Origin of the sequence: Thiobacillus sp. 65-1402 (assembly GCF_001897685.1) — a bacterium.
Lineage (GTDB): Bacteria > Pseudomonadota > Gammaproteobacteria > Burkholderiales > Thiobacillaceae > Thiobacillus.
This window is the reverse complement of the sequence record NZ_MKUG01000201.1, coordinates 1-21,902: the sequence shown is the minus strand read 5'-3', so window position 1 is coordinate 21,902 and position 21,902 is coordinate 1. Positions and strand designations below refer to the sequence as shown.

Genomic DNA, 21,902 nt, shown 5'->3' with positions numbered 1-21,902 from the left:
CGCGACCAGGACGATCGGCAGCAGCGGCAGCAGGGGTTTGCGCTTCACTCGCCGGTTCCTCCGGCGTCGGCCGGCAACACCGCATTGATGTAGGCGGCGGGATTGTGCAGGGACTCGGCCGTGACCCTGAAGTAGTCCGTGGCAGGCCCGGCACCCAGCGCCAGGATGGCGCAGAGGGCGATCAGGCCGGCCACCGGCCCGGCCTCGACCCAGAGCAGGCGCGGCGTGCTGCGCTCGCCGCTCCAGAATACGCGGACGCCCAGCCGCGACAGGCTGATTATCCCCGCCAGGCCCGACAGCAGCAGGGCCGCGACAAGCAGCCAGGAAGGCAGGGGGTTGCCGCCCGGCGCCTCGGCAATGGCCGCAGCGAGCAGGGAGAACTTGGCGACGAAGCCCGACAGGGGGGGCAGCCCGGTCAGCAGCAGCGCGCAGGAAACGAACGTCAGCCCGAGGAACGCCATTGCTCCCGGTATCGGCAGACCGACCGTTTCGTCGGGGTGCTCCGTGTCGCTGGCGGGATCCTGCAAACCGAAAGCCTCGAAGCTGATGGCGAGCAGGTCGGCCGCGTAGGCCCGGTTGCGCTGCACCATCTCGACCACCATGAAAAATGCGCCGCTGCCCAGTACCGAACTGACCAGGTAGAACAGGGCCGGGCCGGTCAGGGCGGTGCCGCGGAAACCGATGGCGGCGAGCAGGGTGCCGGACGAGACGATCACCAGAAATCCCGCCAGCCGTTCCAGCCGCTGGGTGGCGAGAATGCCGAGGCTGCCGATGGCGATGGTTGCCAGGCCGCAATAGAAGAGCCATTCGCCCCCGAAGGGAGCCGGAGATCCGGTCGCATGAAGCAGGGTTTCGAAGCGCAACAAGGCATAGATTCCCACCTTGGTCAGAATCGCGAATACCCCGGCCACCGGCGCCGAGGCCGCCGCATAGGTGGCAGGCAGCCAGAAGTTGAGCGGCCAGGCGCCGGCCTTGACCAGAAATACCACGCCGAGCAGTGCGGCGCCGATGTCGAACAGGGTGCGGTCGTCGGGGCTGAGGGCCTGCACGCGCAGGGCCAGTTCGGCCATGTTGAGCGTGCCTGTCACGCCGTAAATGAGCGCCGCCGCCACCAGAAACAGCAGCGAGGCGACCAGATTGACCGCGATGTAGTGCAGCCCGGCCTTGACCCGCGCCACCCCCGAACCATGCAGCGCCAGGCCGTAGGAAGCCGCTAGCAGAACCTCGAAGAACACGAACAGGTTGAACAGGTCGCCGGTAAGGAAGGCGCCGTTCAGGCCCATCAGCAGGAACTGGAACAGGGGCAGGTAATGCACCCCCGCCCGCTCCCAGCGTGCCAGCGAGTAGATCAGGGCGGCCGATCCGAGCGTCGCCGTCAGCGTCAGCATGATGGCCGCCAGGCGATCCGCCACCAGCACGATGCCGAAAGGCGCGGCCCAGTTGCCGAGCGAATAGACGGCGATCTCGCCGCGCCAGGGAGCGGGCAGGTGCGCGTCGGTCATGGCCAGCAGCGTCAGCGCCAGCAGCAGCTGGGCGAGCGTGGCGAGCAGCGCAATCGTGGCGCGCAGACGGTGCCGGGTTTCGCTGATCAGCAGCAGCAAGGCCCCCGTCAGCAGGGGAAGCACGACCGGCAGGATGGGCAGATGTTGTTGCCAGCTACCCATGTAGCGCTCCGGGGGCCGACGGGGGCGAAAGGCGGGGCGGCATCATTATCATTCTTTTTCGGTTTCCTGGCCGTCGACGTGGTCGGTGCCGTTCAAGCCGCGCGAAGCGAGCAGGACGACGAGGAACAGCGCGGTGGTGGCGAAGCCGATGACGATGGCGGTCAATACCAGGGCCTGCGGCACCGGATCGGTATACAGGTCGGGGTTGCTGCCCTTGAGCGGGTCGATCACCGGGACCGCGCCGACGCGCAGCCGTCCCATGCCGAAGATGAACAGATTGACCGCATAAGCGAGCAGCGACAGGCCTATGATGACTTGGAAGGTGCGCGGACGCAGCAGCAGCCACACGCCCGAACCGGCCATGACGCCGATCGCGAGGGCGAAAACGATTTCCATCAGGTTCCTCCTCCGATGCCGGCCCTGCGGTGATGGCGGCGCAGCGACTGGTGGGCGATGACCACCAGCATCAGCACCGTCGCGCCCACCACCAGCATGTAAACGCCCAGATCGAAGAGCAGCACGCTCGACAGATGCAGCTCACCGAGCAGCGGCAATTCGCCGTGCCAGGCGAGGCTGGTGAGGAAGGGATAGCCGTACAGCCACGCCCCGGCGCCGGCCGAAGCCGCGCTGAGCAGGCCGAGCGCGATCCATACCATGGGATGGATGCGTAGGCGCGACTCCACCCAGACCGTGCCGCCGACGAGGTATTGCAGGATGATGGCGGTGGCCAGCACGAGTCCGCCGACGAAGCCGCCGCCCGGCGCGTTGTGGCCGCGCAGCAGGAAGAACAGCGAGACCAGCATCGCCAGCGGCAGCAGCAGGCGCACGAGCACCGCCGGCAGCATCAGGTAGCCGTCCGGCAGCTTGGCGTCGGGGTCGGGCACGCGGGTTTCCTCGATGCCGTCCGCCGCATTCTGTTCGCGCTGCTGGCGCGGCAGGGGGATGCTCTCCGGCGCCGGGCGAAAGCGTCGCAGCAGGGCGAATACGGTCAGCGCGACCACGGCGAGCACGGTGATTTCGCCCAGGGTGTCGAAGCCGCGGAAATCGACCAGGATCACGTTGACCACGTTGAGGCCGCCGCCCTGGGGCAGGGACTGCGCGATGAAGAAGGGCGAAATGCCATCGATGTCGGGGCGGGTCAGGATGGCGTAGGCCAGCGCTGCAAGACCGAGGCCGCCCGCAGCGGCGATCAGCAGGTCGCGCAGGCGGCGCAGGCGCACCCGGGCCGTCTCCGGCCGTCCCTGGGTGAAGCGCGCTTCGCGGCGCGGCAGCCAGCGCAGGCCGAGCAGGATCAGCACGGCGGTGACCACTTCGACGGTGAGTTGGGTGAGCGCCAGGTCGGGGGCGGAGAACCAGACGAAAGTCAGGCTGGTCGCCAGTCCGGCGCCGCCCGACAGGATCAGCGCGGCAAAGCGATGATGCTTGGCCTGCCAGGCGGCGGCCAGCGCGCAGGCGGCGCCGACCACCCAGAGCAGCGCGAAGGCCGGATGCAGGGGCGTCGTTTCCCGCGTGCCCCAGGAACTGCCCGTGTTGAGCAGGGGCAGCAGTGCGCCACCCAGGGCAACGAGAACGAGCACCAGGAGCTGCATCTGCAGGCGCGGCGAAAACAGCCAGCGCATGGCCTGTTCGGCGCCCGACATCAGCGTCGTCTGCAGCCAGTCGAAGGTGCGTTTGCCGTCGATGCGTTCGAGCAGTGGTACCTCCGTGCCGGTACGCCAGAGGAAGGCGCGGTAGAGCGCGACGCCGCCGATGAATGCGGCGGCGCTCATCAGCAGCGGCAGGTTGAGGCCATGCCAGACCGCCAGGCTGTAGGACGGCGCGTCGCTGCCGAGAATCGAGTCGGTTGCCGCTTGCAGATAGGGGCCGACGGTGATGCCGGGGAGCATCCCGACCAGCAGGCAGGCCAGCACCAGCAGCGCGCTCGGCAGCAGCATCCAGCGCGTCGGTTCGTGCGGCGCACGGGGCAGCTCATCGGTCGGAGGGCCGAAGAAGACCTGATGGATGAAGCGCAGCGAATAGGCGACGCTGAACATGCTCGCCAGCGTCGCCGCCAGCGGCAGGCCGATGCGTTGCCAGCCGGGACGGTCGAGGAAGATGGTCTCGGCAAAGAACATCTCTTTCGACAGGAAGCCGTTGAGCAGCGGCACCCCCGCCATCGCCGCGGCCGCCACCACGGCCAGCGTCGCGGTGATCGGCATCGCCCGATACAGCCCCGAAAGCCGCTGCATGTTGCGCGTGCCGGTTTCATGGTCGACGATGCCCGCCGCCATGAACAGCGAAGCCTTGAAGGTGGCGTGATTGACGATATGGAACACCGCCGCCACCAGCGCCAGCGGACTGTTCATTCCCAGCAGCAGCGTAATGAGGCCGAGATGGCTGATGGTGGAGTAGGCGAGCACGCCCTTCATGTCCTGCTGGAACAAGGCCAGGTAGGCGCCGATCAGCAGCGAACACAGGCCGGCGCCGCCGACGATCCAGAACCACAAATCGGTGCCTGCCAGCACCGGCCAGAACCGGGCCAGCAAGAACACGCCGGCCTTCACCATGGTGGCGGAATGCAGAAAGGCCGAAACCGGCGTCGGCGCCGCCATGGCATGGGGCAGCCAGAAGTGGAAAGGAAACTGCGCGCTCTTGGTCAGCGCGCCGAGCACGATCAGGATCAGCGTCAGCGGGTACCAGGGATGGTTCTGGATCGTGTCTGCCGCCGCCAGAACCGCATCCAGGTCGTAGCTGCCGGCCATGTGCCCGAGCAGCAGCATGCCGCCCAGCAGCGCCAGCCCGCCCGTGCCGGTAACGATAAGCGCCATGCGCGCGCCGCGGCGCGCGTCGACGCGGTGATGCCAGTAGGCGATGAGCATGAACGAAGCGAGGCTGGTCAGCTCCCAGAACATGGCAATCTGGAGCAGGTTGCCAGACAGGACCACCCCGAGCATCGCTCCCATGAATGCCAGAAAAAAGGAGAAGAAACGGGGCACCGGATCGTCCGGCGACATGTAGTAGCGCGCATAGACCACCACCAGCGCGCCCATCACCGTGACCAGCATGGCGAACAGCCAGGCGTAGCCATCCATGCGCAGGGAGAAATCCAGTCCCAGGCCGGGCGCCCAGGGAATGGTCGTGCGGATGACGCCTTCGGCGGCAACTTGCGGATACAGGCTCGCCACCAGGGCTGCGGCCGCAAGCGCGACCATACCGGCCAGCCACGCTTCGGCATTGCGGGCGTTGGACGGCAGGAAGGCGGCACACAGGCTGCCAACGAACGGAAGAAGAAGAATCAGGAGCAAGGACATGCTCTATTTACAATTGTTCAGCACGTCTCTGGGCCTCTTGTCGAATCTCGATTTTACGGAAAAGGCTGCAGCGGTTTCCACAAAACAAAACGCCGTCTCCCGGGAAACCGGCCCGTTGCGGCGCTTGAGTTTTCGTTTGGCGCGTTCGAAACGGCAATCGAAACCCGACGTAGTTTAGCATCAGAGCTTGCCCGATCCGGGGCCGTTGCCGCATCTCCGACGTGCGGACTAAGGATGCGCACGGCATGGGCTTCATCGTTGCGCATGGCGTCCGATGGACTAGCGATCTGCGGGGGTGCTAAAATTATTCGCGTAGTTCACGGTTGATGTCTTGGGCCACACGCAGCTTCGTGGAGTGGGGGGCGCCAACTTGACCGGGTGCTGGCCGTGGGTTCGGGTTCTAATCGTGACCAATGTTCATTGAGGCGGGATGGCCTCCAGAGGTTGCGAAATGTCGCCGCGAACTCGCGCCCGACACTGGATGAACCCGGCGCATGGCTGTTCGCAGTACGCCTGCAATCTTTGAAATCAGCAGTATCCAAAAGCGCGGCCGGCCCGCGTTTTTTTGTTCCCGGAGTTCGTATATGGTCAACGTCACGCTTCCCGACGGTTCCGTCAGACAGTTCGATGCGCCGGTCACGGTGGCGCAGGTTGCGTCCAGCATCGGCGCCGGCTTGGCCAAGGCGGCGCTCGCCGGGCGGGTCGATGGCGAACTGGTCGACACCAGCCATCTGATCGATGCGGATGCGCAACTCGCCATCGTCACCGACAAGGATGCCGACGGCCTCGACATGATCCGCCATTCCACCGCCCACCTGCTGGCGTACGCGGTGAAGTCGCTGTTTCCCGATGCGCAGGTGACCATCGGCCCGGTGATCGAGGACGGCTTCTACTACGATTTCGCGTACAAGCGCCCGTTCACGCCGGACGACCTCGCGGCGATCGAAAAGAAAATGGCCGAGCTGGCGAAGCAGGACATCCCGGTCGAACGCAGCGTGATGCCGCGCGACGAGGCGGTGACCTTCTTCAAGAACATGGGCGAGGCCTACAAGGCCGAGATCATCGCGTCGATTCCGAGCAACGAGGATATTTCGCTGTACCGCGAGGGCGATTTCATCGACCTCTGCCGCGGCCCGCACGTGCCGTCGACCGGCAAGCTCAAGCACTTCAAGCTGATGAAGCTGGCCGGTGCCTACTGGCGCGGCGACTCGAAGAACGAGATGCTGCAGCGCGTGTACGGCACCGCATGGGCGAAGAAGGAAGACCTCGAAGCCTACCTGCATCGTCTGGAAGAGGCCGAGAAGCGCGACCATCGCAAGCTCGCCCGCCAGCTCGACCTGCTGCACATGCAGGACGAGGCGCCCGGCATGGTGTTCTGGCACCCCAAGGGCTGGATCGTGTGGCAGCAGATCGAGCAGTACATGCGGCAGAAGTTCGTCGAATACGGCTACCAGGAAGTGCGCACCCCGGCGGTGATGGACCGCAGCATGTGGGAGAAATCCGGCCACTGGGAGAACTATCACGAGAACATGTTCACCACCGCGTCGGAAAACCGCGACTATGCGGTGAAGCCGATGAACTGCCCTGGCCACGTGCAGATTTTCAACAGCGGCCTGCATTCCTATCGCGACCTGCCGCTGCGCCTCGCCGAGTTCGGCTCGTGTCACAGGAACGAGCCCTCGGGCGCGCTGCACGGCATCATGCGCGTGCGCGGCTTCACCCAGGACGATGCCCATATCTTCTGCACCGAAGACCAGATCGAGCAGGAAGTGGCCGACTTCATCGTCATGCTGCAGAAGACCTATGCCGATTTCGGCTTCAGCGACGTGCTGGTGAAGCTGTCGACGCGGCCGGACAAGCGCGTCGGTTCGGACGAGTCCTGGGACAAGGCGGAAGCCGCGCTGGCGGCGGCGCTCGACAAGAACCAGCTTGCCTACGACCTGCAGCCTGGCGAGGGCGCGTTCTACGGCCCCAAGATCGAGTTCACGCTGAAGGATTCGCTCGGCCGCCTGTGGCAGTGCGGCACCATCCAGCTCGACTTCAATCTGCCGGTGCGCCTGGGGGCCGAGTTCGTCGACGAGGACAACAGCCGCAGGCCGCCGGTGATGCTGCATCGCGCGATCCTCGGCTCGATGGAGCGCTTCATCGGCATCCTGATCGAGCACCATGCCGGCAATTTCCCGCTGTGGCTGGCGCCGGTGCAGGTGATGGTGATGAACATCAGCGAGCGTCAGGCCGATTACGCGCAAAAAGTCACCCAGGCGCTGCGCGAGGCCGGCATCCGCGCGGTGTCGGACTTGAGTAATAACAAGATTACTTATAAAATCCGCGAACATAGCTTGCAAAAGCTGCCTTATCTGGTGGTCGTTGGCGACAAGGAAATGGAAACCGGTGCGGTTTCCGTCCGTGCCCGCGGCAACCAGGATCTGGGGCAGCTCGGTTTGGATGACTTGATGGCGCGCCTGAAAGCGGAAACGCTGGCGCGCCAGTAGCAGCGGTCAAACAAGGCGTCGGGGCTGTCCCGTTTAGGGGATTGGTCCCGCGCCTTCTTTAATTTTTGTTTGGCCTTTTTGCCTCGGCGCGTTGCGCCAGGTTTTTATTTGGAGAACAACTCATCGCGACAGAAAAGAAACAGACACGCATCAACGGCGAAATCACTGCCCCTGAGGTGCGTTTGGTCGGTGTGGAAGGCGAGCAGCTCGGCATCGTGAAAATCTACGATGCGCTGCGCCAGGCTGAAGAAGCTGACCTTGACCTGGTTGAAATTGCCCCGACGGCCCAGCCGCCCGTGGCCAAGATCATGGACTACGGCAAGTTCAAGTATCAGGAAAGCAAGAAGCAGCACGAAGCCAAGCTGAAGCAGAAGCAGGTCCAGATCAAGGAAATCAAGTTCCGTCCGGGTACCGACGAAGGCGATTACCAGATCAAGCTGCGCAACCTGATCAAGTTTCTTGAAGAAGGCGACAAGACGAAAATCACCTTGCGTTTTCGGGGTCGCGAAATGGCCCACCAGGAAATCGGCATGGCCCAGTTGCGGCGTGTGTCGGCGGATCTGGCCGAACTCGCTGTGGTCGAGCAGTTTCCCAAGATGGAAGGCCGTCAGCTGGTGATGATGCTGGCGCCGAAAAAGAAGATTTAAGGGTTGTTTGTACTGCATTCGCTTGAGTGCAAGCGAATGTGAGACCGGCGTTTCTCGTATCCCTCGGGATCAAAAACGCCACAATACGTGCAGTCGGGTTGGTGAAGCATTCCACGCCGTGGGATCACCTGGCCGCATGAAATAAAAGGAAGCATCATGCCTAAGATGAAAAGCAAGAGCGGCGCCGCCAAGCGGTTCCGCGCGCTGGGCGGCGGCGGGTTCAAGCGCTCGCACGCGTTCATGCGCCATATTCTCACCAAGAAGAGCACCAAGCGTAAGCGCCAGTTGCGCGGCATGGAAACTGTCAATGCCAGCAACCATAAAGCGGTTGCCCGCATGTTGCCCTACGCATAAAGGAGAGAAAGCATGCCACGCGTCAAACGGGGTGTAACCGCCCGCGCCAGCCACAAGAAAATCCTCGATGCCGCCAAGGGCTATCGCGGTCGTCGCAAGAACGTATTCCGCGTCGCCAATGAAGCGGTGATGAAGGCCGGTCAGTACCAGTACCGCGACCGTCGTCAGCGCAAGCGCCAGTTCCGCGCCCTGTGGATTGCCCGTATCAACGCCGCCTCGCGGCAGCACGGTCTGACCTACAGCGTGTTCATGAACGGTTTGAGCCGCGCCGAGATCGGGATCGACCGCAAGGTGCTGTCCGATATCGCGATTTTCGACAAGGACGCCTTTGCCAAGATCGTTGAACAGGTCAAGGCCAAGCTGGCGGCGTAAGCCGTCAAACCGTCACAAAAAAAGGCCGCAAGGCCTTTTTTTGTTTGTGATTGATACGAGACCATTGCCATGCGCAATCCCAACGAAATCGTTGCCGACGCCCTTATCGCCATCCAGGCCAGTTCCGACTTGCCGGCACTGGAACAGGTCAAGGCGGGCTATCTGGGCAAGAGCGGCCAGCTCACCGAATTGCTGAAAAGCCTGGGCGCGATGCCCGCCGACGAGCGCAAGACCGCCGGCGCCCGCATCAACGAAGCCAAGCAGGCGGTGGAAGCCGCGCTCAAAACCCGTCGCGACGCGCTGCAGCAGGCCGAACTGGACCGTCAGCTGGCGGCCGAAACGCTCGACGTGAGCCTGCCCGGACGCGGCTTGGCGCGCGGCGGGGTACATCCGGTGTCGCGCACGCTGACGCGCATCCAGGCGCTGTTCCGCTCGATCGGCTTCGAGGTGGCGACGGGGCCGGAGATCGAGACCGATTTCTACAATTTCACCGCGCTCAACATTCCGGAAGACCATCCGGCGCGGGCGATGCACGATACCTTTTATCTGCAGAGCGGCGAGTTGCTGCGCACCCATACTTCGCCGGTGCAGGTGCGCTACATGCAGACCCACCGGCCGCCGCTGCGCATCATCGCGCCGGGACGGGTGTACCGCTGCGATTCCGATGTCACGCATACGCCGATGTTCCATCAGGTCGAAGGCCTGTGGGTGGACGAGTCGGTGTCGTTTGCCGACCTCAAGGGTGTGCTCGCCGATTTCATGCGCAACTTCTTCGAGCGCGACGATCTGCCGGTGCGCTTCCGGCCGTCCTTCTTCCCCTTCACCGAGCCGTCGGCCGAAATGGACATCGGCTGCGTGATGTGCGGCGGCGAGGGCTGCCGGGTGTGCTCGCACACCGGCTGGCTGGAAGTGCTGGGCTGCGGCATGGTGCACCCCAATGTGTTCAGGCATGTCGACATCGACACCGAGCGGTTCGTCGGCTTTGCCTTCGGACTAGGCGTCGAGCGCCTCGCCATGCTGCGTTACGGCGTCGACGATTTGCGGTTGTTCTTCGAGAACGATTTGCGTTTCCTTAAACAGTTCAATTAATTAGGGCGCATACATCATGCAATTTTCAGAAGCCTGGCTGCGCAGCCTCGTCAACCCTGCACTCGATACGCCCCAACTGGCCCACGCATTGACCATGGCCGGGCTGGAAGTCGAGGCCTTGACGCCGGCCGCCCCGCCGTTCAACAGCGTCGTGGTGGCCGAGATCCTGTCGGCGGAAAAGCACCCCGACGCCGACCGTCTGCGTGTGTGCCAGGTCGATGTCGGCGAGGCGGCGCCGGTCACCATCGTGTGCGGCGCGCCCAACGCGGCGGCCGGACTCAAGGTGCCGTGCGCCCGTCCGGGGGCGAAGCTGCCCGGGATCGAAATCAAGGTCGCCAAGGTGCGTGGCGTCGAGTCCTTCGGCATGCTGTGCTCGACCAAGGAACTGGGCCTGGAAGGCGCGGCCGACGGCCTGATGGTGCTGCCTGCGGATGCGCCGGTGGGAGAGGATTTCCGGGCCTGGCTCAACCTCGACGATACCCTTATCACCCTGAAACTCACCCCCAACCGCGCGGACTGCCTGTCGCTGCAGGGCGTGGCGCGCGAGGTCGGGGCGATCACCGGCGCCGAGGTGCGTCTGCCGCAGATACGCGAAACCCCGGCCCGTATCCACGACACGGTGCCGCTGCACGTAGCGGCAAGCGGGGCCTGCCCGCTGTATCTGGGGCGCGTGGTGCGCGGCATCGACGCGCAGGCGCCCACTCCGCGCTGGATGGCGGAACGGCTGGAGCGCAGCGGCATCCGCCCGCTGCTGGCGCCGGTCGACATCACCAATTACGTGCTGCTCGAACTCGGCCAGCCGATGCATGCCTTCGCGCTGTCGCGCCTCAACGGCGGCATCGATGTGCGGCTGGCGCGTGCGGGCGAAACACTCGAACTGCTGAATGGCCAGACGGCCGAACTGGCGCCCGACATGCTGGTGATCGCCGATGCCAGCGGCCCGGTGGCGCTGGCCGGGATCATGGGCGGGCAGCCGACCAGCGTGGAGCGCGTTACGGTCGATGTCTTACTCGAAGCCGCGTTCTTCGCGCCGACGGCGATTGCCGGGCGTGCGCGGCGGCTGGGCTTGGCCACCGATTCGTCGCACCGTTTCGAGCGCGGCGTCGACTATGCCGCGACGCGCCAGGCGATGGAGCGGGCAACGCAGTTGCTGCTCGACATCTGCGGCGGCCAGCCGGGGCCGATCACCGAAGCGGTGGCCGAATTGCCGCGGCGCGAGCCGATCACCCTGCGCCTGGCGCGGCTGAAGCGTGTGGCCGGCATCGAGCTCGACGCGGATCAGGTGGCGCGCGGCCTCGGCGCGCTCGGCGCGCAGGTCGAGCGCCAGGGCGATTGCCTGGCCGTCACCCCGCCGAGTTTCCGCTTCGACCTGGCAATCGAGGAGGACCTGATCGAAGAGGCGGTGCGCCTGTTCGGTTACGACAACATTCCGGCGCAGCCGCCGGCGGCGCCGTCGCGCATGCTGCCACAGGACGAAACCATGCTGGCCGACGATGCCCTGCGGCAGATGCTGGCCGGACTGGATTATCAGGAAGTCATCACCTACAGCTTCGTCGACCCGGCGTGGGAAACGGCGTTGAATGCCGACGCCCGCCCGTTGCCGCTGGCCAATCCCATCGCCAGCCAGTTGTCGGCGATGCGCACCACGCTGTGGGGTGGCCTGATCGAGACGCTGCGCCATAATCTCAACCGCCAGCAGGAACGGGTGCGCATTTTCGAACTGGGACGGGTGTATGCGTCGCAGTCCGAGCAGCCTATGAAGCTGGGCGGCCTCGCTTATGGCGACGTGCAACCTGAACAATGGGGCGTAACTGCGCGCCGCGTCGATTTCTTCGATCTCAAGGGCGACCTGGAACGCCTGTTCGGCCACGTGCTCGACAGCCGGCGCGGCGCCCATCCCGCGCTGCACCCGGGGCAGTGCGCCGAATTGTGGACAGGGGGGCGGGCGATCGGCTGGATCGGCGCGCTGCATCCGCGCCTGGTGCAGGCCTTCGATCTGCCCGCCGTGCCGCTGCTGTTCGAACTCGACTGTCAGGCGCTCGCCCGGCATGCTTTGCCGCGGCATGCGGCCTTGTCGCGCTTCCCGCTGGTGCGGCGCGATCTGGCGTTCGTGCTGGACCTCCAGACCCCGGCCGGCGAACTGCTGGCCGTGTTACGCGAGGCCGCGTCTGCCCAGGTGCAGTCGATCGAGGTGTTCGACGACTATCGCGGGAAAGGCATGGGGGAAAACCAAAAAAGCCTTGCTATTCGGGTAGTTATGCAAGATACTGAACGCACATTGACGGATCAGGAAGTGGAGGGCGCAGTGCAAAAACTGATCAACGCCGCGCTTCGTCAGTGCAATGCCAGCTTGCGTGCGTGACGCTTTTTCTCACGAGCCATCCCTGCCAACACGACCATGACCACCCTGACAAAAGCTGATCTGGCCGAACTGCTGTTCGAAAAAGTGGGTTTGAATAAACGCGAAGCCAAGGATGTCGTCGAATCGTTTTTCGATGAAATCCGCTTGTCGCTCGAAAAGGGCGACATCGTCAAACTGTCCGGTTTCGGCAATTTCCAGTGCCGGGAAAAGCCGCAGCGCCCGGGCCGCAACCCCAAGACCGGCGAAGAAATGCCGATTTCCGCGCGTCGCGTGGTGACCTTCCACGCCAGCCAGAAACTCAAATCCCAGGTCGAAGGCGCCCAAATTGGAACGCCCAGCGCGGAGTGAACTGCCGCCGATTCCGGCCAAACGCTATTTCACCATCGGTGAAGTGTCGGAGCTGTGCGCCGTCAAGGCGCACGTGCTGCGTTACTGGGAACAGGAATTCACCCAGCTGCGCCCGGTCAAGCGGCGCGGCAACCGGCGTTATTACCAGCACCACGAGGTGCTGCTGATCCGCCGCATCCGCGAACTGCTGTATGAAGAGGGCTTCACCATCAGCGGCGCGCGCCAACGCCTCGAGCACGACGCCGACCTCGCTCCCGTCGCTGCCGCTTCCGAGCTGGATGCCGGCAGATTGCGCGCTGAAATCACCGCCATCCTGAAAATATTGGGCTGACGGGCTTCCGTGTCGTGCCGGTCATCTGTTAGAATCTTGGGCTTCGTCGGGGCGTAGCGCAGCCTGGTAGCGCACTTGCATGGGGTGCAAGGGGTCGGAAGTTCGAATCTTCTCGCCCCGACCAATAAAATCAGAGAGATAGGGTCGGGTTATCCCGGCCCTTTTTCTTTGCAGCGACAGAAACCCTGTTGCCGTTGCGACATCTGCAATGTCCGGTACAGGCACTATATTTATCGTTTGTTCATATCAGGAGAGAGTTATGGAACACACTTTGCCCGCACTGCCCTTTGCCATGGACGCGCTCGCGCCGCACATGTCCCAGGAGACTTTCGAATACCACTACGCCAAGCACCATCAGGCCTACGTGACCAACCTCAACAACCTGATCAAGGGAACCGACTTCGAGACCAAGTCGCTCGAGGACATCGTCAAGAGCGCGCCCGCCGGCGGCATCTACAACAACGCGGCGCAGGTGTGGAACCACAGCTTCTTCTGGAACTGCCTGACCCCCAACGGCGGCGGCGCCCCCTCCGGCGCCCTGGCCGATGCCATCAACCAGAAATGGGGCTCGCTGGACGAGTTCAAGAAGGCCTTCCAGGCCAGCGCCGTGGGCAACTTCGGTTCCGGCTGGACCTGGCTGGTGAAGAAGGCAGACGGCTCGGTCGACATCGTTAACATGGGCGCTGCCGGCACCCCGCTGACCACCGGCGACAAGGCGCTGCTGTGCGTCGACGTGTGGGAGCACGCCTACTACATCGACTACCGCAACCTGCGTCCCAAGTTCGTCGAGACCTTCCTCAACAACCTGGTGAACTGGAAGTTCGCCGAAGCGAATTTCGCCTGACCCAGTTTCCTGGTCGGGCGAAGCAAAAAACCGGGGCGCAATGCTCCGGTTTTATTTTGTGCCTGCGCCGGCATCCGCCAGTCGCAGGATGTCTAAATAACCATGATCGGCCATTGCCTGCGCTTCGCGCAGCAGGAGCCAATTCTCCGTATTCGGCGATTCCTTGCCGTCCAGCAGGCGCAGCATGCGCGTCCAGCGCGCGCGCTGGTTTGCCACAGTCATCGGCGCAGCCAGACCTTGGCGGCGCAGTTCGGCTGCGCGGCCGATCAGGCGGAATTTCGCCGCATCCAGTTGCGGCGGCAGCGGCAGCGAGAGGTCGAACGTGAGGTCGACGCGCCAGGGCGCTTCGATTTCAACGCCTGACTGCGGCGGCGGACGCCACGACAGTTCGTCCGGGCCGGGCGCGACGCGTTCGGGATCGAGGGGGAATTTGTAGAAGCCCCATTTCGCGCCCATCCAGCATTCGAGCAGCACGCGGTCGTCTTCCACTACGCATAGCTCGCCAGTGGATCCGGCGAGTCCGGCGTCGCCGGGCAGCGGGCCGTAGGCGTGCGGGTCCTGCTTCCATTTCGAGAAATCGCGATTCGGCGGCGCGCCATAGTCGGCTTCGAGGGCGCGCCAGATGGCGATGAAGGCTGCGTAGTCGCGCCGGTAGGCGGGATTGCGGCGCAGGAATTCCCACGCCCACTGGTCGCGCGTGAGATCAACACAATACGCGTAGGCATCGGTGTCCATCAGATCGGCAGGAAGGCCATGGTGGCGACGTTGACGACGCCGAAGCGGATGGCCCGGTTACTCTTGTCCTCGATGATTCTGGCCAGCGTGTCCTGGATGCCGATGAGCTTGCCGAATTCGCGCTCGAAGCTGAGGTTGGCTACACCGTTCTCGTCGGCACCATTGGATAGCAGCAGGAGATCGCCGCGCAGATTTCTGGCGGTGGCGAGCTTCCAGACCACCGCCTCGGTATTGCGTGCGGCGTTGTAGAGTCTCTGGGCATCCACTTCGGTCAACAGGTAAAACTCGGTCTGATGATTGAATGCCGCCATGTGCATGATCAGCAGGCCGCCCATCAGCGCCTTCACCCGATCGGCCGTGTAATCTTCGCGCCAGGCTGCGCGCAGGGCAGTTTCCCAGCCAAGATCCTTTTGCGGCGACAGATGCCAGTGCGAGAGCGGCCTGAACAGGGCCGCCGCTGCTTCGTCGGCGCCGGCAAAGCCGGATTTGCGCCATTCGCCGGGGTTGCGGCGATAGAGCTTGAGCGTCAGTGTCTTGAGGGTGGCGATGACTTCCTGCTGGTGGATCTCGATCACATTGTCGACATCGCCTTTGGCCAGATCCTTGATGCTGAAACTGTGTACGCTGTGGCTGCCGTCCTTGCGCTGGATGGGCTGGCTGGCGCAGGCGGCGAGCAGCGCACAGGCCAGCAGACAGGCGAACAGGGCAGGGATGCGGTTCACGAAGAGCAGCTTACCTCGATCTTCCTTGCCCAGTCAGGTGGTTCGGCGGCGTAAGCCTCGTAATCCGGCTGCTCGTCGAACGGGCGCGTCAGCAGCGCGTGCAGGCGATTGACCTCGCTGTAATCGCGTTCGTCCACGGCGCGGCGGATGGCGATTTCGGCCAGGTGGTTGCGCAGGATGTATTTCGGATTGACGCGCCGCATCGCCTGGCCGCGCTCGGCATCCACCGAACCCAACTGGCGCAGCGCGGCGGCGTAGCGTGCCGCCCAGGCGTCGAACGCCGTGCGGTCGAGGAAAAGGTCGCGCAGCGGCGGGTTGACGGCGTCGGGGCTGCTGTCGAAATCGCACAGGCGGCGCATGAAGATCGTGTAGTCGACGCGGTTTTGCGCGAGCAGCTGCAGCGCATCCGTGAGGATCGGCACCAGGTCCTCGCCGGGCGTGAGGCCGAATTTTTCGGCCATGCGGGCGAGGTAGGCCTGGCCGAATTGCCGCGGATAGTCGCCGATTGTCTGCGACGCGGCTTCCACCGACAGCAGCGGCACCAGCGTCTGCGCGAGCTTGGTGAGATTCCACGCGGCGACGTCGGGCTGCTGGTCGAAGGCGTAGCGCCCGCCGCTGTCGGAATGGTTGCAGACGAAGCCGGGGTCGAAGGCGTCGAGGAAGCCGAACGGGCCGTAGTCGAGCGTCAGGCCGAGGATGGACATGTTGTCGGTGTTCATCACGCCGTGCGAAAAGCCGACCGCCTGCCACTGCGCCATCAGCTCGGCGGTGCGGCGGGCGACTTCGCGCAGCAGCTCGGCGTGGGGTTCGGCGCGGCTTGCCAGTTCGGGGTAGTAGCGCGCGATGACGTAGTCGGCCAGCTGGCGGATCGGTTCGATCTGGTTCCTGTAGTAGAACACCTCGAACGAGCCGAAGCGCACGAAGCTCGGCGCCAGCCGCGTCACCAGCGCGGCGGTTTCGATCTCCTCGCGGTAGACCGGATGATCGCTGCCGACGATGGCGAGGGCGCGCGTGGTGGGGATGCCGAGCGCGTGCATGGCTTCGGAACAGAGGAATTCGCGGATGCTCGAACGCAGTACCGCGCGGCCGTCGCCGCCGCGCGAGTAGGGGGTGCGCCCGGCGCCCTTCAGCTGCACTTCCCAGCCTTCGCCGGCGGCATTCTTCACTTCGCCCAGCAGGATCGCGCGGCCGTCGCCGAGCTGCGGCACGTAGTGGCCGAACTGGTGCCCGGCATACAGCGCGGCGAGCGCGTCCATCCCCGGCAGCGATTGATTGCCGGCCAGCGTGCGGATCAGTTCGGGGCGGGCGATTTCGCTGTCGTCGAGGTCGAGCAGCGCCAGCGCTTGCGGGCTGTGGCAGACGAGATAAGGGTCGGGGACGGGCGTGGGGCAGACGCGCGAATAAAAGATTTCCGGCAGGCGGGCAAAGCCGTTGTCGAAGGCCAGCGATTCAAGTTTGGGCATGGGGAAATTCTAAGGCCTGGCCGGGTTTGTGCGACCCGCCCGACGGCAGGGTTACCCATCCACCGGGGGCGCCATGAAGCGCATTCCGGCTTGCCCGGTACGCGCTGGCCTACCCGTACAGCTGGACAGCGAATCCCTGCTGTTCCCAATCGTCCACCAGTTTCCAGCCGGCGTTTCCCGCAATCGTGCTGAATTCGTCGCGTCGGAACTTGTAGGAATGCTCGGTATGCAGCGTCTCGCCGAGGGCGAAATGGAAACGCCGTCCGGCTACGCTCACCGTCTGCGCGGCAAGGCTGACCAGATGCATCTCGATGCGGCCGGCGACCGGATTGTAGAAGGCATAGTGGCGGAATCGGGTGGGGTCGAAATCGGCGTCCAGTTCGCGGTTCAGGCGTTCGAGGAGGTTGAGGTTGAAGGCGGCGGTGATGCCGGCGGCGTCGTTATAGGCGGCGTGCAGCAGCAGCGGATCTTTCTTGAGGTCGAAGCCGATGAGCAGGCGCCCATCGGCGCCGGCCAGCCGGCGGAAGCGCGCGAGCAGGGCGGTCGCCGTGTCGGGCGCGAAGTTGCCGATGCTGGAGCCGGGGTAATAGATCAGCCGCCGGCCGGGCGGCAGGCAGGGGGCCGCGGCTTCCAGGTCGCGGATGAAATCCATGCCCAGCGCGGTGACGGCAAGTTGCGGGTAAGCGTGGGCGAGGGCTTGCGCGGCGGCGGCCAGCGGGGCGCCGGCGATGTCCAGGACGACGAGGTGGGCAGGCTGCAGGGCATCGAGCAGCAGGCGCACTTTGCTGCACTCGCCGGCGCCCGGCTCGACGATGCAGTCGAGCGGGCCGACGGCGGCCGCGATGTCGGGCAGGCGGGAGGCCATGAGCGCCCGCTCGGTGCGGCAGAGGGCATATTCGGGCTGCGCGCAAATGGCCTCGAACAGACGGCAGCCCGCCTCGTCATAGAAATATTTCGGCGGAATGGATTTGGGGCAGGCGGCGAGGCCGGCCAGCACGTCGCTGCGCAAATCGTCGGCGGCGACGGGAAAGTCCCGAAAGGTGAACGCCACTCAGACGCTGATCGCAACATCGCGGCCGGCCTGCAGGCGGCCGATTTCCGCCGCCTGCGCGAAGCCGTGCCGCCGGAAGGTTTCCAGCACCGTGTCGCGCGCCGCGGTGGCGCAACTCACCAGCAGGCCGCCGCTGGTCTGTGGGTCGGTGAGCAGGGCCTGCTGCCAGTCGGCGATGCCGCCAGCCAGGCTCACTTCGCTGCCGTAGCTCGCCCAGTTGCGCCCGCTGGCGCCGGTGACATGGCCGCCCTGCGCCAGTTCGGCGACGCCGGGCAGCAGGGGCAGGCGGCCCAGCCCGACCTGGGCCGAAACGTTCGATGCGCGGGTGATTTCGAGCAGGTGGCCGAGCAGGCCGAAGCCGGTGATGTCGGTCATCGCGTGCACGCCCGCGGTTGCGGCCAGATCGGCGCCGGCGGTGTTGAGCTGGGTGGTGGCGGCGATCATCGCCGCGTATTGCTCGGCGCTGAGCAGGCCTTTTTTCAGCGCCGCGCTGTAGATGCCCACGCCCAGCGGTTTGCCGATGATCAGGTGGTCGCCGGCCTGGCCGCCGCTGTTCTGCTTGACCCTGCGCGGGTCCACCACGCCGATGCCGACCAGCCCGTAGATCGGCTCCGGGGCGTCGATCGAATGGCCGCCGGCGATGGGGATGCCGGCCGCCTTGCACACCGCTTCGCCGCCGGCGAGGATCTGCCGGATGACCTCGTTGGGCAGCTTGCCGATCGGCATGCCGACGATGGCCAGGGCGAACAGCGGCCGCCCGCCCATGGCATAGACGTCGGACAGCGCATTGGTGGCGGCGATGCGGCCGAACTCGAAGGCGTCGTCGACGATGGGCATGAAGAAATCGGTGGTCGCCACGATCGCCTGCTCGTCGTTGAGGCGGTAGACCGCGGCGTCGTCGCCGTGCTCGATGCCGACCAGCAGATCGGGATAGGCCGTCGCCATGTGCGAGGCGAAGGGCGTATCGGCCAGGATGTCGCGCAATACGGCGGGCGCGATCTTGCAGCCGCATCCGCCGCCATGGGAAAACTGGGTCAATCGGATGGGCTGATCGGGAATGGAATTGCTCATTGTCGGAATTCGCCCGTCGCGGGAGGGGCGCCTAGAATTCGGTTGGACATAGTGCATCTATATAGCATGAACCGAACCCGACCCGTCAGCGGCCATACGGCGAACCAGCTCATTGCTCGGCTGGCGCAGGCGCGCGGCCAGCTGCGGGCATTGATCGACTGCCTGCCCGCGGGCGGCTGGCTGGGGCCGCGCGCCGGGCATCTGAATCCGCCGCTGTGGGAATACGGGCACATCGTCTGGTTTCAGGAGCGATGGTGCCTGCGGGCACGGCCCGGCGGCGGGTTTGCGGCCAGCCTGCTGGCGGCGGCCGACGCGCTGTACGATTCTTCCAGCGTTGCGCACGATCGCCGCTGGGATCTGGCCTTGCCCGAACCTGCCGCGGTCGACGAATACGCCGAGCGGGTCGCCGCCGCCGTGGCCGCTCGCCTGCGCAGCGGACTCGACCCCGAGCTCGCGTATTTCGCCGAGTTGTGCCTGTATCACGAACTGATGCACGTCGAGGCCTGGTGGATGGCATTCCAGAATCTGGGCTATGCGCCGCCCGTGCGGCCCGATGTTTCCGGCGCGCTGCCGGTGGCGCGGCTGGCGTTCGCCGCGGGCGAGGTGGAACTGGGCAGCGGGAGCGGCGAGGGCTTCATTTTCGACAACGAGAAGTGGCGTCATCCGGTGCCGGTCCCGGCATTCGATATCGACGCGAGCCCGCTGTCGGAAGCGGCTTTCGCCGAGTTCGTCGACGCCGGCGGTTACCGGCGCAGCGCGGGGTGGTCGGATGCAGGCCTGGCCTGGCGGGTCGCCTGCGGCGCCTGCCATCCCGTCTACTGGCGGCGGCAAAATGCTGCCTGGCAGGTGCGCCGCTTCGACCGCTGGCTGCCGCTCGGCGCAGACCGGCCCATGCTGCACGTGAACCGTTATGAGGCCGAGGCCTGCGCCGCCTGGATGGGGCGGCGGCTGCCCGCCGCAGCGCAGTGGCTGCGGGCAACGCAGCGGCCGGAATTTCGCAGCGGCATGGCGTGGGAATGGCTGCGCGACGCGTTCGCGCCGTATCCGGGGTTTGCGCCCGACCCCTACCGGGATTACGCGCAGCCCTGGTTTCACACGCACGGCGAATTGCGCGGCGGCGGACCGTTCACCGATCCGTCGCTCAAGCGCCCCGGCTTCCGCAATTTCTATTTGCCCGAGCGGCGCGATCCCTTCGCCGGCTTGCGTACCGTGAGCGCGGATTGAGGCTGCGGCTCAGCCGCCGGTCATCGACATGAAGCGCAGGATCTTGTGCGGTGCTTCGCGGAACTCGTGGCGTTCCGGCTTGAGGTTGATCGCTTCGAGAATGGCGGCGTCGAGCGCGGCGTCGCTGCAGCCGCTGCGCAGCAAGGGGCGGAATTCGAATTTCTCTTCCTGGCCCAGGCACATGTAGGCGGTGCCGTCGACGGCAACGCGGATGCGGTTGCAGGTCTGGCAGAAATGCTGCGAGATGGGGGTGATGAAGCCGACGTTGAAACGGCCGTCCGGGGTGCCGAGGTAACGCGCCGGCCCGGCGCCGGGCAGGGTGGTCTCGACCAGCTCGAACTGCGTGCGCAGGCGCTCCTTCACCGGCTGCAGGTCCAGGTATTCGGCATTGCGCCCGGTTTCGCCCATCGGCATCGCTTCGATCAGCCGCAACACGAAGCCGCGCTGCATGCAGAAGGCGACCATTTTGTCGATCTCGTCTTCGTTGCTGCCGGCGAGTGCCACCATGTTGAGCTTGATCGGCGCGAAGCCGGCGTCCTGCGCCGCCGCCAGCCCAGCCATCACCTTGGCGAGCACGTCGCGGCCGTTGATTTTTTCCACCCGCGCCTGCTGCAGCGAGTCGAGGCTGACGTTGAGCCGCGTCACGCCGGCGGCCTTCAAGGCCTGCGCATGCTTGTCGAGCCGGGTGGCGTTGGTCGACAGCGACAGGTCCTGAATGCCGGGCAGGGCGGCGATGCGACCGGCCAGTTCGGCAATGTTGCGCCGCAGCAGCGGCTCGCCGCCGGTGAGGCGGATGCGGCTCACCCCCAGGCGGGCGAATGCGCCGATCAGGCGTTCGATCTCGTCGAAGCCGAGCCAGTGTTCGGGTTCTTCAAACCCCTTGAAGCCTTCCGGCATGCAGTAGCTGCAGCGCAGATCGCAGCGGTCCGTCACCGACAGCCGCACGTAGTCGATACGGCGGCCAAACTGATCGGTGAGAACGGGTGCGTTCATGATGTCGGCTGTGGTTGGCAGGAATGGGTTATATATGGAAAAATATAACAAGCTTGGGGGGATCGTGCAATGAAAGTATTCGGCATCGCAGGTTACAGCGGCAGCGGCAAGACCACGCTGATCGAGCGCGTGCTGCCGCAACTGGCCGCGCGCGGCGTGCGCGCGGCAGTAATCAAGCACACCCATCACGATTTCGACATCGACCGCCCCGGCAAGGACAGCTGGCGCGCGCGCGCGGCGGGTGCGGCGGCGGTGCTGCTGGCCTCCGATCACCGCACGGCGGTGCTGACCGAGCATCGCAACACGCCGCCCGTGCTGGATGATTTGCTGGCGGCACTGCCGCCGTGCGACCTGGTGCTGGTCGAAGGCTACAAGCGCGAGGCCATCCCGAAGCTGGAAGTGCATCGCGCCGAGACCGGGAAACCCTGGCTGTTTCCCGAAGACCGGCAGATTCTGGCGGTGGCGTCCGACGCCGAGCCGCCCAACGGCTTTCCCCGCATCGACATCGATGCCATTCCATCTCTTACGGACTTCATTCTGAACCATGCTCTCAGCCGACCAACTGCTTGATGCCCTGCTCGAACGCGCGCGCGGCCCGGCCGCAACCGAAACCGTCGCCATCACCGCGGCGCTCGGGCGCGTGCTCGCCGCCCCCCAGACCTCCGCGATTGCCGTGCCGCCGGCGGACAACAGCGCGATGGACGGCTACGCCGTACGCCTGGCCGACGTGGCGCATCCGGGCGTCAGGCTGCCCCTGTCGCAGCGCATCCTGGCCGGCGCGGTCGGCCAGCCGCTGCAGCCCGGCACCGCGGCGCGCATCTTCACCGGCGCGCCGGTGCCGCCGGGCGCC

At 65.3% G+C, this 21,902-nt stretch carries 20 protein-coding genes, 1 tRNA gene and 1 pseudogene; 13 read left to right on the top strand and 9 right to left on the bottom strand.

Going from position 1 to position 21,902, the window contains the following annotated elements; all coding sequences use genetic code 11:
• Positions 1-44: 44 nt before the first annotated feature.
• From BGO62_RS14810 to BGO62_RS14800, 3 genes are read right to left on the bottom strand one after another with little or no spacing between them, the layout of a single operon-like run.
• Positions 45-1,664 (bottom strand): monovalent cation/H+ antiporter subunit D, encoded by a 1,620-nt coding sequence (locus BGO62_RS14810; RefSeq protein ID WP_296643889.1) that lies wholly within the window; start codon positions 1,662-1,664, stop codon positions 45-47.
• Positions 1,665-1,712: 48 nt separating this feature from the next.
• Positions 1,713-2,060, bottom strand: a complete 348-nt coding sequence (locus BGO62_RS14805; protein ID WP_296643887.1) for a Na+/H+ antiporter subunit C — start codon at positions 2,058-2,060, stop codon at positions 1,713-1,715.
• On the bottom strand, positions 2,060-4,954 hold the full coding sequence (locus tag BGO62_RS14800; RefSeq protein WP_296643885.1) for a monovalent cation/H+ antiporter subunit A: 2,895 nt from the start codon (positions 4,952-4,954) through the stop codon (positions 2,060-2,062). Before BGO62_RS14800 ends, BGO62_RS14805 begins: the two co-directional genes overlap by 1 nt.
• A gap of 584 nt (positions 4,955-5,538) precedes the next feature.
• Here BGO62_RS14800 and thrS point away from each other — a divergent pair.
• From thrS to BGO62_RS14750, 10 genes are all read left to right on the top strand, one after another.
• Entirely contained in the window at positions 5,539-7,446 is a 1,908-nt protein-coding gene (gene thrS, locus BGO62_RS14795; protein WP_296643883.1) for a threonine--tRNA ligase, read from the top strand.
• 122 nt (positions 7,447-7,568) lie between these two features.
• The gene (gene infC, locus BGO62_RS14790) at positions 7,569-8,093 is read left to right on the top strand and encodes a translation initiation factor IF-3 (protein ID WP_296643891.1); all 525 of its coding nucleotides are present in this window, start codon (positions 7,569-7,571) and stop codon (positions 8,091-8,093) included.
• 156 nt (positions 8,094-8,249) lie between these two features.
• The gene (gene rpmI, locus BGO62_RS14785) at positions 8,250-8,447 is read left to right on the top strand and encodes a 50S ribosomal protein L35 (RefSeq protein ID WP_011311521.1); all 198 of its coding nucleotides are present in this window, start codon (positions 8,250-8,252) and stop codon (positions 8,445-8,447) included.
• Positions 8,448-8,459: 12 nt separating this feature from the next.
• Entirely contained in the window at positions 8,460-8,819 is a 360-nt protein-coding gene (gene rplT / locus BGO62_RS14780) for a 50S ribosomal protein L20 (RefSeq protein WP_018077478.1), read from the top strand.
• A gap of 69 nt (positions 8,820-8,888) precedes the next feature.
• Positions 8,889-9,908 (top strand): phenylalanine--tRNA ligase subunit alpha, encoded by a 1,020-nt coding sequence (locus tag BGO62_RS14775; protein WP_296643879.1) that lies wholly within the window; start codon positions 8,889-8,891, stop codon positions 9,906-9,908.
• 16 nt (positions 9,909-9,924) lie between these two features.
• Positions 9,925-12,270: a phenylalanine--tRNA ligase subunit beta gene (gene pheT, locus BGO62_RS14770; RefSeq protein ID WP_296643877.1), complete on the top strand. Its 2,346-nt coding sequence runs from the start codon at positions 9,925-9,927 to the stop codon at positions 12,268-12,270.
• A gap of 36 nt (positions 12,271-12,306) precedes the next feature.
• The gene (locus BGO62_RS14765; protein ID WP_296643876.1) at positions 12,307-12,618 is read left to right on the top strand and encodes an integration host factor subunit alpha; all 312 of its coding nucleotides are present in this window, start codon (positions 12,307-12,309) and stop codon (positions 12,616-12,618) included.
• On the top strand, positions 12,596-12,949 hold the full coding sequence (locus tag BGO62_RS14760) for a MerR family transcriptional regulator (protein ID WP_296643873.1): 354 nt from the start codon (positions 12,596-12,598) through the stop codon (positions 12,947-12,949). The genes BGO62_RS14765 and BGO62_RS14760 overlap by 23 nt, the downstream gene beginning before the upstream one ends.
• 47 nt (positions 12,950-12,996) lie before the next feature.
• Positions 12,997-13,073, top strand: a tRNA-Pro gene (locus tag BGO62_RS14755).
• 135 nt (positions 13,074-13,208) lie between these two features.
• Positions 13,209-13,793, top strand: a complete 585-nt coding sequence (locus BGO62_RS14750) for a Fe-Mn family superoxide dismutase (protein WP_296643869.1) — start codon at positions 13,209-13,211, stop codon at positions 13,791-13,793.
• A gap of 51 nt (positions 13,794-13,844) precedes the next feature.
• On the opposite strand, the gene BGO62_RS14745 is transcribed toward BGO62_RS14750, so the two are convergent.
• From BGO62_RS14745 to selD, 5 genes are all read right to left on the bottom strand, one after another.
• Complete coding sequence (locus BGO62_RS14745) at positions 13,845-14,528, bottom strand: DUF6499 domain-containing protein (RefSeq protein WP_296643867.1); 684 nt, start codon at positions 14,526-14,528, stop codon at positions 13,845-13,847.
• Entirely contained in the window at positions 14,528-15,250 is a 723-nt protein-coding gene (locus BGO62_RS14740) for a hypothetical protein (protein WP_296643865.1), read from the bottom strand. Before BGO62_RS14740 ends, BGO62_RS14745 begins: the two co-directional genes overlap by 1 nt.
• Entirely contained in the window at positions 15,247-16,713 is a 1,467-nt protein-coding gene (locus tag BGO62_RS14735) for a protein adenylyltransferase SelO (RefSeq protein WP_296643863.1), read from the bottom strand. The genes BGO62_RS14740 and BGO62_RS14735 overlap by 4 nt, the downstream gene beginning before the upstream one ends.
• Positions 16,714-16,822: 109 nt before the next feature.
• Positions 16,823-17,764: an L-histidine N(alpha)-methyltransferase gene (gene egtD, locus BGO62_RS14730; RefSeq protein WP_296643861.1), complete on the bottom strand. Its 942-nt coding sequence runs from the start codon at positions 17,762-17,764 to the stop codon at positions 16,823-16,825.
• The gene (gene selD / locus BGO62_RS14725) at positions 17,765-18,835 is read right to left on the bottom strand and encodes a selenide, water dikinase SelD (RefSeq protein ID WP_296643858.1); all 1,071 of its coding nucleotides are present in this window, start codon (positions 18,833-18,835) and stop codon (positions 17,765-17,767) included.
• Between the two features lie 66 nt (positions 18,836-18,901).
• Here selD and senA point away from each other — a divergent pair, with 66 nt between their 5' ends.
• Positions 18,902-20,059 (top strand): selenoneine synthase SenA, encoded by a 1,158-nt coding sequence (senA, locus tag BGO62_RS14720; protein WP_296643856.1) that lies wholly within the window; start codon positions 18,902-18,904, stop codon positions 20,057-20,059.
• A gap of 9 nt (positions 20,060-20,068) precedes the next feature.
• Here the strand turns inward: senA and moaA are convergent, their stop codons facing one another.
• Entirely contained in the window at positions 20,069-21,052 is a 984-nt protein-coding gene (gene moaA, locus BGO62_RS14715; protein WP_296643853.1) for a GTP 3',8-cyclase MoaA, read from the bottom strand.
• A gap of 69 nt (positions 21,053-21,121) precedes the next feature.
• On the opposite strand from moaA, the gene mobB reads away from it, so the two are divergent.
• Positions 21,122-21,622, top strand: coding sequence for a molybdopterin-guanine dinucleotide biosynthesis protein B (gene mobB, locus BGO62_RS14710; RefSeq protein WP_296643851.1), 501 nt, complete (start codon positions 21,122-21,124; stop codon positions 21,620-21,622).
• Positions 21,597-21,902 (top strand): annotated as a pseudogene (locus BGO62_RS14705) (molybdopterin molybdenumtransferase MoeA); the annotation flags it as partial. The gene mobB and the pseudogene BGO62_RS14705, both read left to right, overlap by 26 nt.

Coding starts and splice junctions, on each gene's coding strand:
- BGO62_RS14810 (WP_296643889.1), bottom strand. CDS start 1,664: ATGGGTAGCTGGCAACAACATCTGCCCATCCTGCCGGTCGTGCTTCCC.
- selD (WP_296643858.1), bottom strand. CDS start 18,835: ATGAGCAATTCCATTCCCGATCAGCCCATCCGATTGACCCAGTTTTCC.
- moaA (WP_296643853.1), bottom strand. CDS start 21,052: ATGAACGCACCCGTTCTCACCGATCAGTTTGGCCGCCGTATCGACTAC.
- pheT (WP_296643877.1), top strand. CDS start 9,925: ATGCAATTTTCAGAAGCCTGGCTGCGCAGCCTCGTCAACCCTGCACTC.
- rplT (WP_018077478.1), top strand. CDS start 8,460: ATGCCACGCGTCAAACGGGGTGTAACCGCCCGCGCCAGCCACAAGAAA.
- BGO62_RS14765 (WP_296643876.1), top strand. CDS start 12,307: ATGACCACCCTGACAAAAGCTGATCTGGCCGAACTGCTGTTCGAAAAA.
- BGO62_RS14745 (WP_296643867.1), bottom strand. CDS start 14,528: ATGGACACCGATGCCTACGCGTATTGTGTTGATCTCACGCGCGACCAG.
- BGO62_RS14775 (WP_296643879.1), top strand. CDS start 8,889: ATGCGCAATCCCAACGAAATCGTTGCCGACGCCCTTATCGCCATCCAG.
- BGO62_RS14800 (WP_296643885.1), bottom strand. CDS start 4,954: ATGTCCTTGCTCCTGATTCTTCTTCTTCCGTTCGTTGGCAGCCTGTGT.
- BGO62_RS14750 (WP_296643869.1), top strand. CDS start 13,209: ATGGAACACACTTTGCCCGCACTGCCCTTTGCCATGGACGCGCTCGCG.
- thrS (WP_296643883.1), top strand. CDS start 5,539: ATGGTCAACGTCACGCTTCCCGACGGTTCCGTCAGACAGTTCGATGCG.
- mobB (WP_296643851.1), top strand. CDS start 21,122: ATGAAAGTATTCGGCATCGCAGGTTACAGCGGCAGCGGCAAGACCACG.
- BGO62_RS14805 (WP_296643887.1), bottom strand. CDS start 2,060: ATGGAAATCGTTTTCGCCCTCGCGATCGGCGTCATGGCCGGTTCGGGC.
- senA (WP_296643856.1), top strand. CDS start 18,902: ATGAACCGAACCCGACCCGTCAGCGGCCATACGGCGAACCAGCTCATT.
- BGO62_RS14735 (WP_296643863.1), bottom strand. CDS start 16,713: ATGCCCAAACTTGAATCGCTGGCCTTCGACAACGGCTTTGCCCGCCTG.
- rpmI (WP_011311521.1), top strand. CDS start 8,250: ATGCCTAAGATGAAAAGCAAGAGCGGCGCCGCCAAGCGGTTCCGCGCG.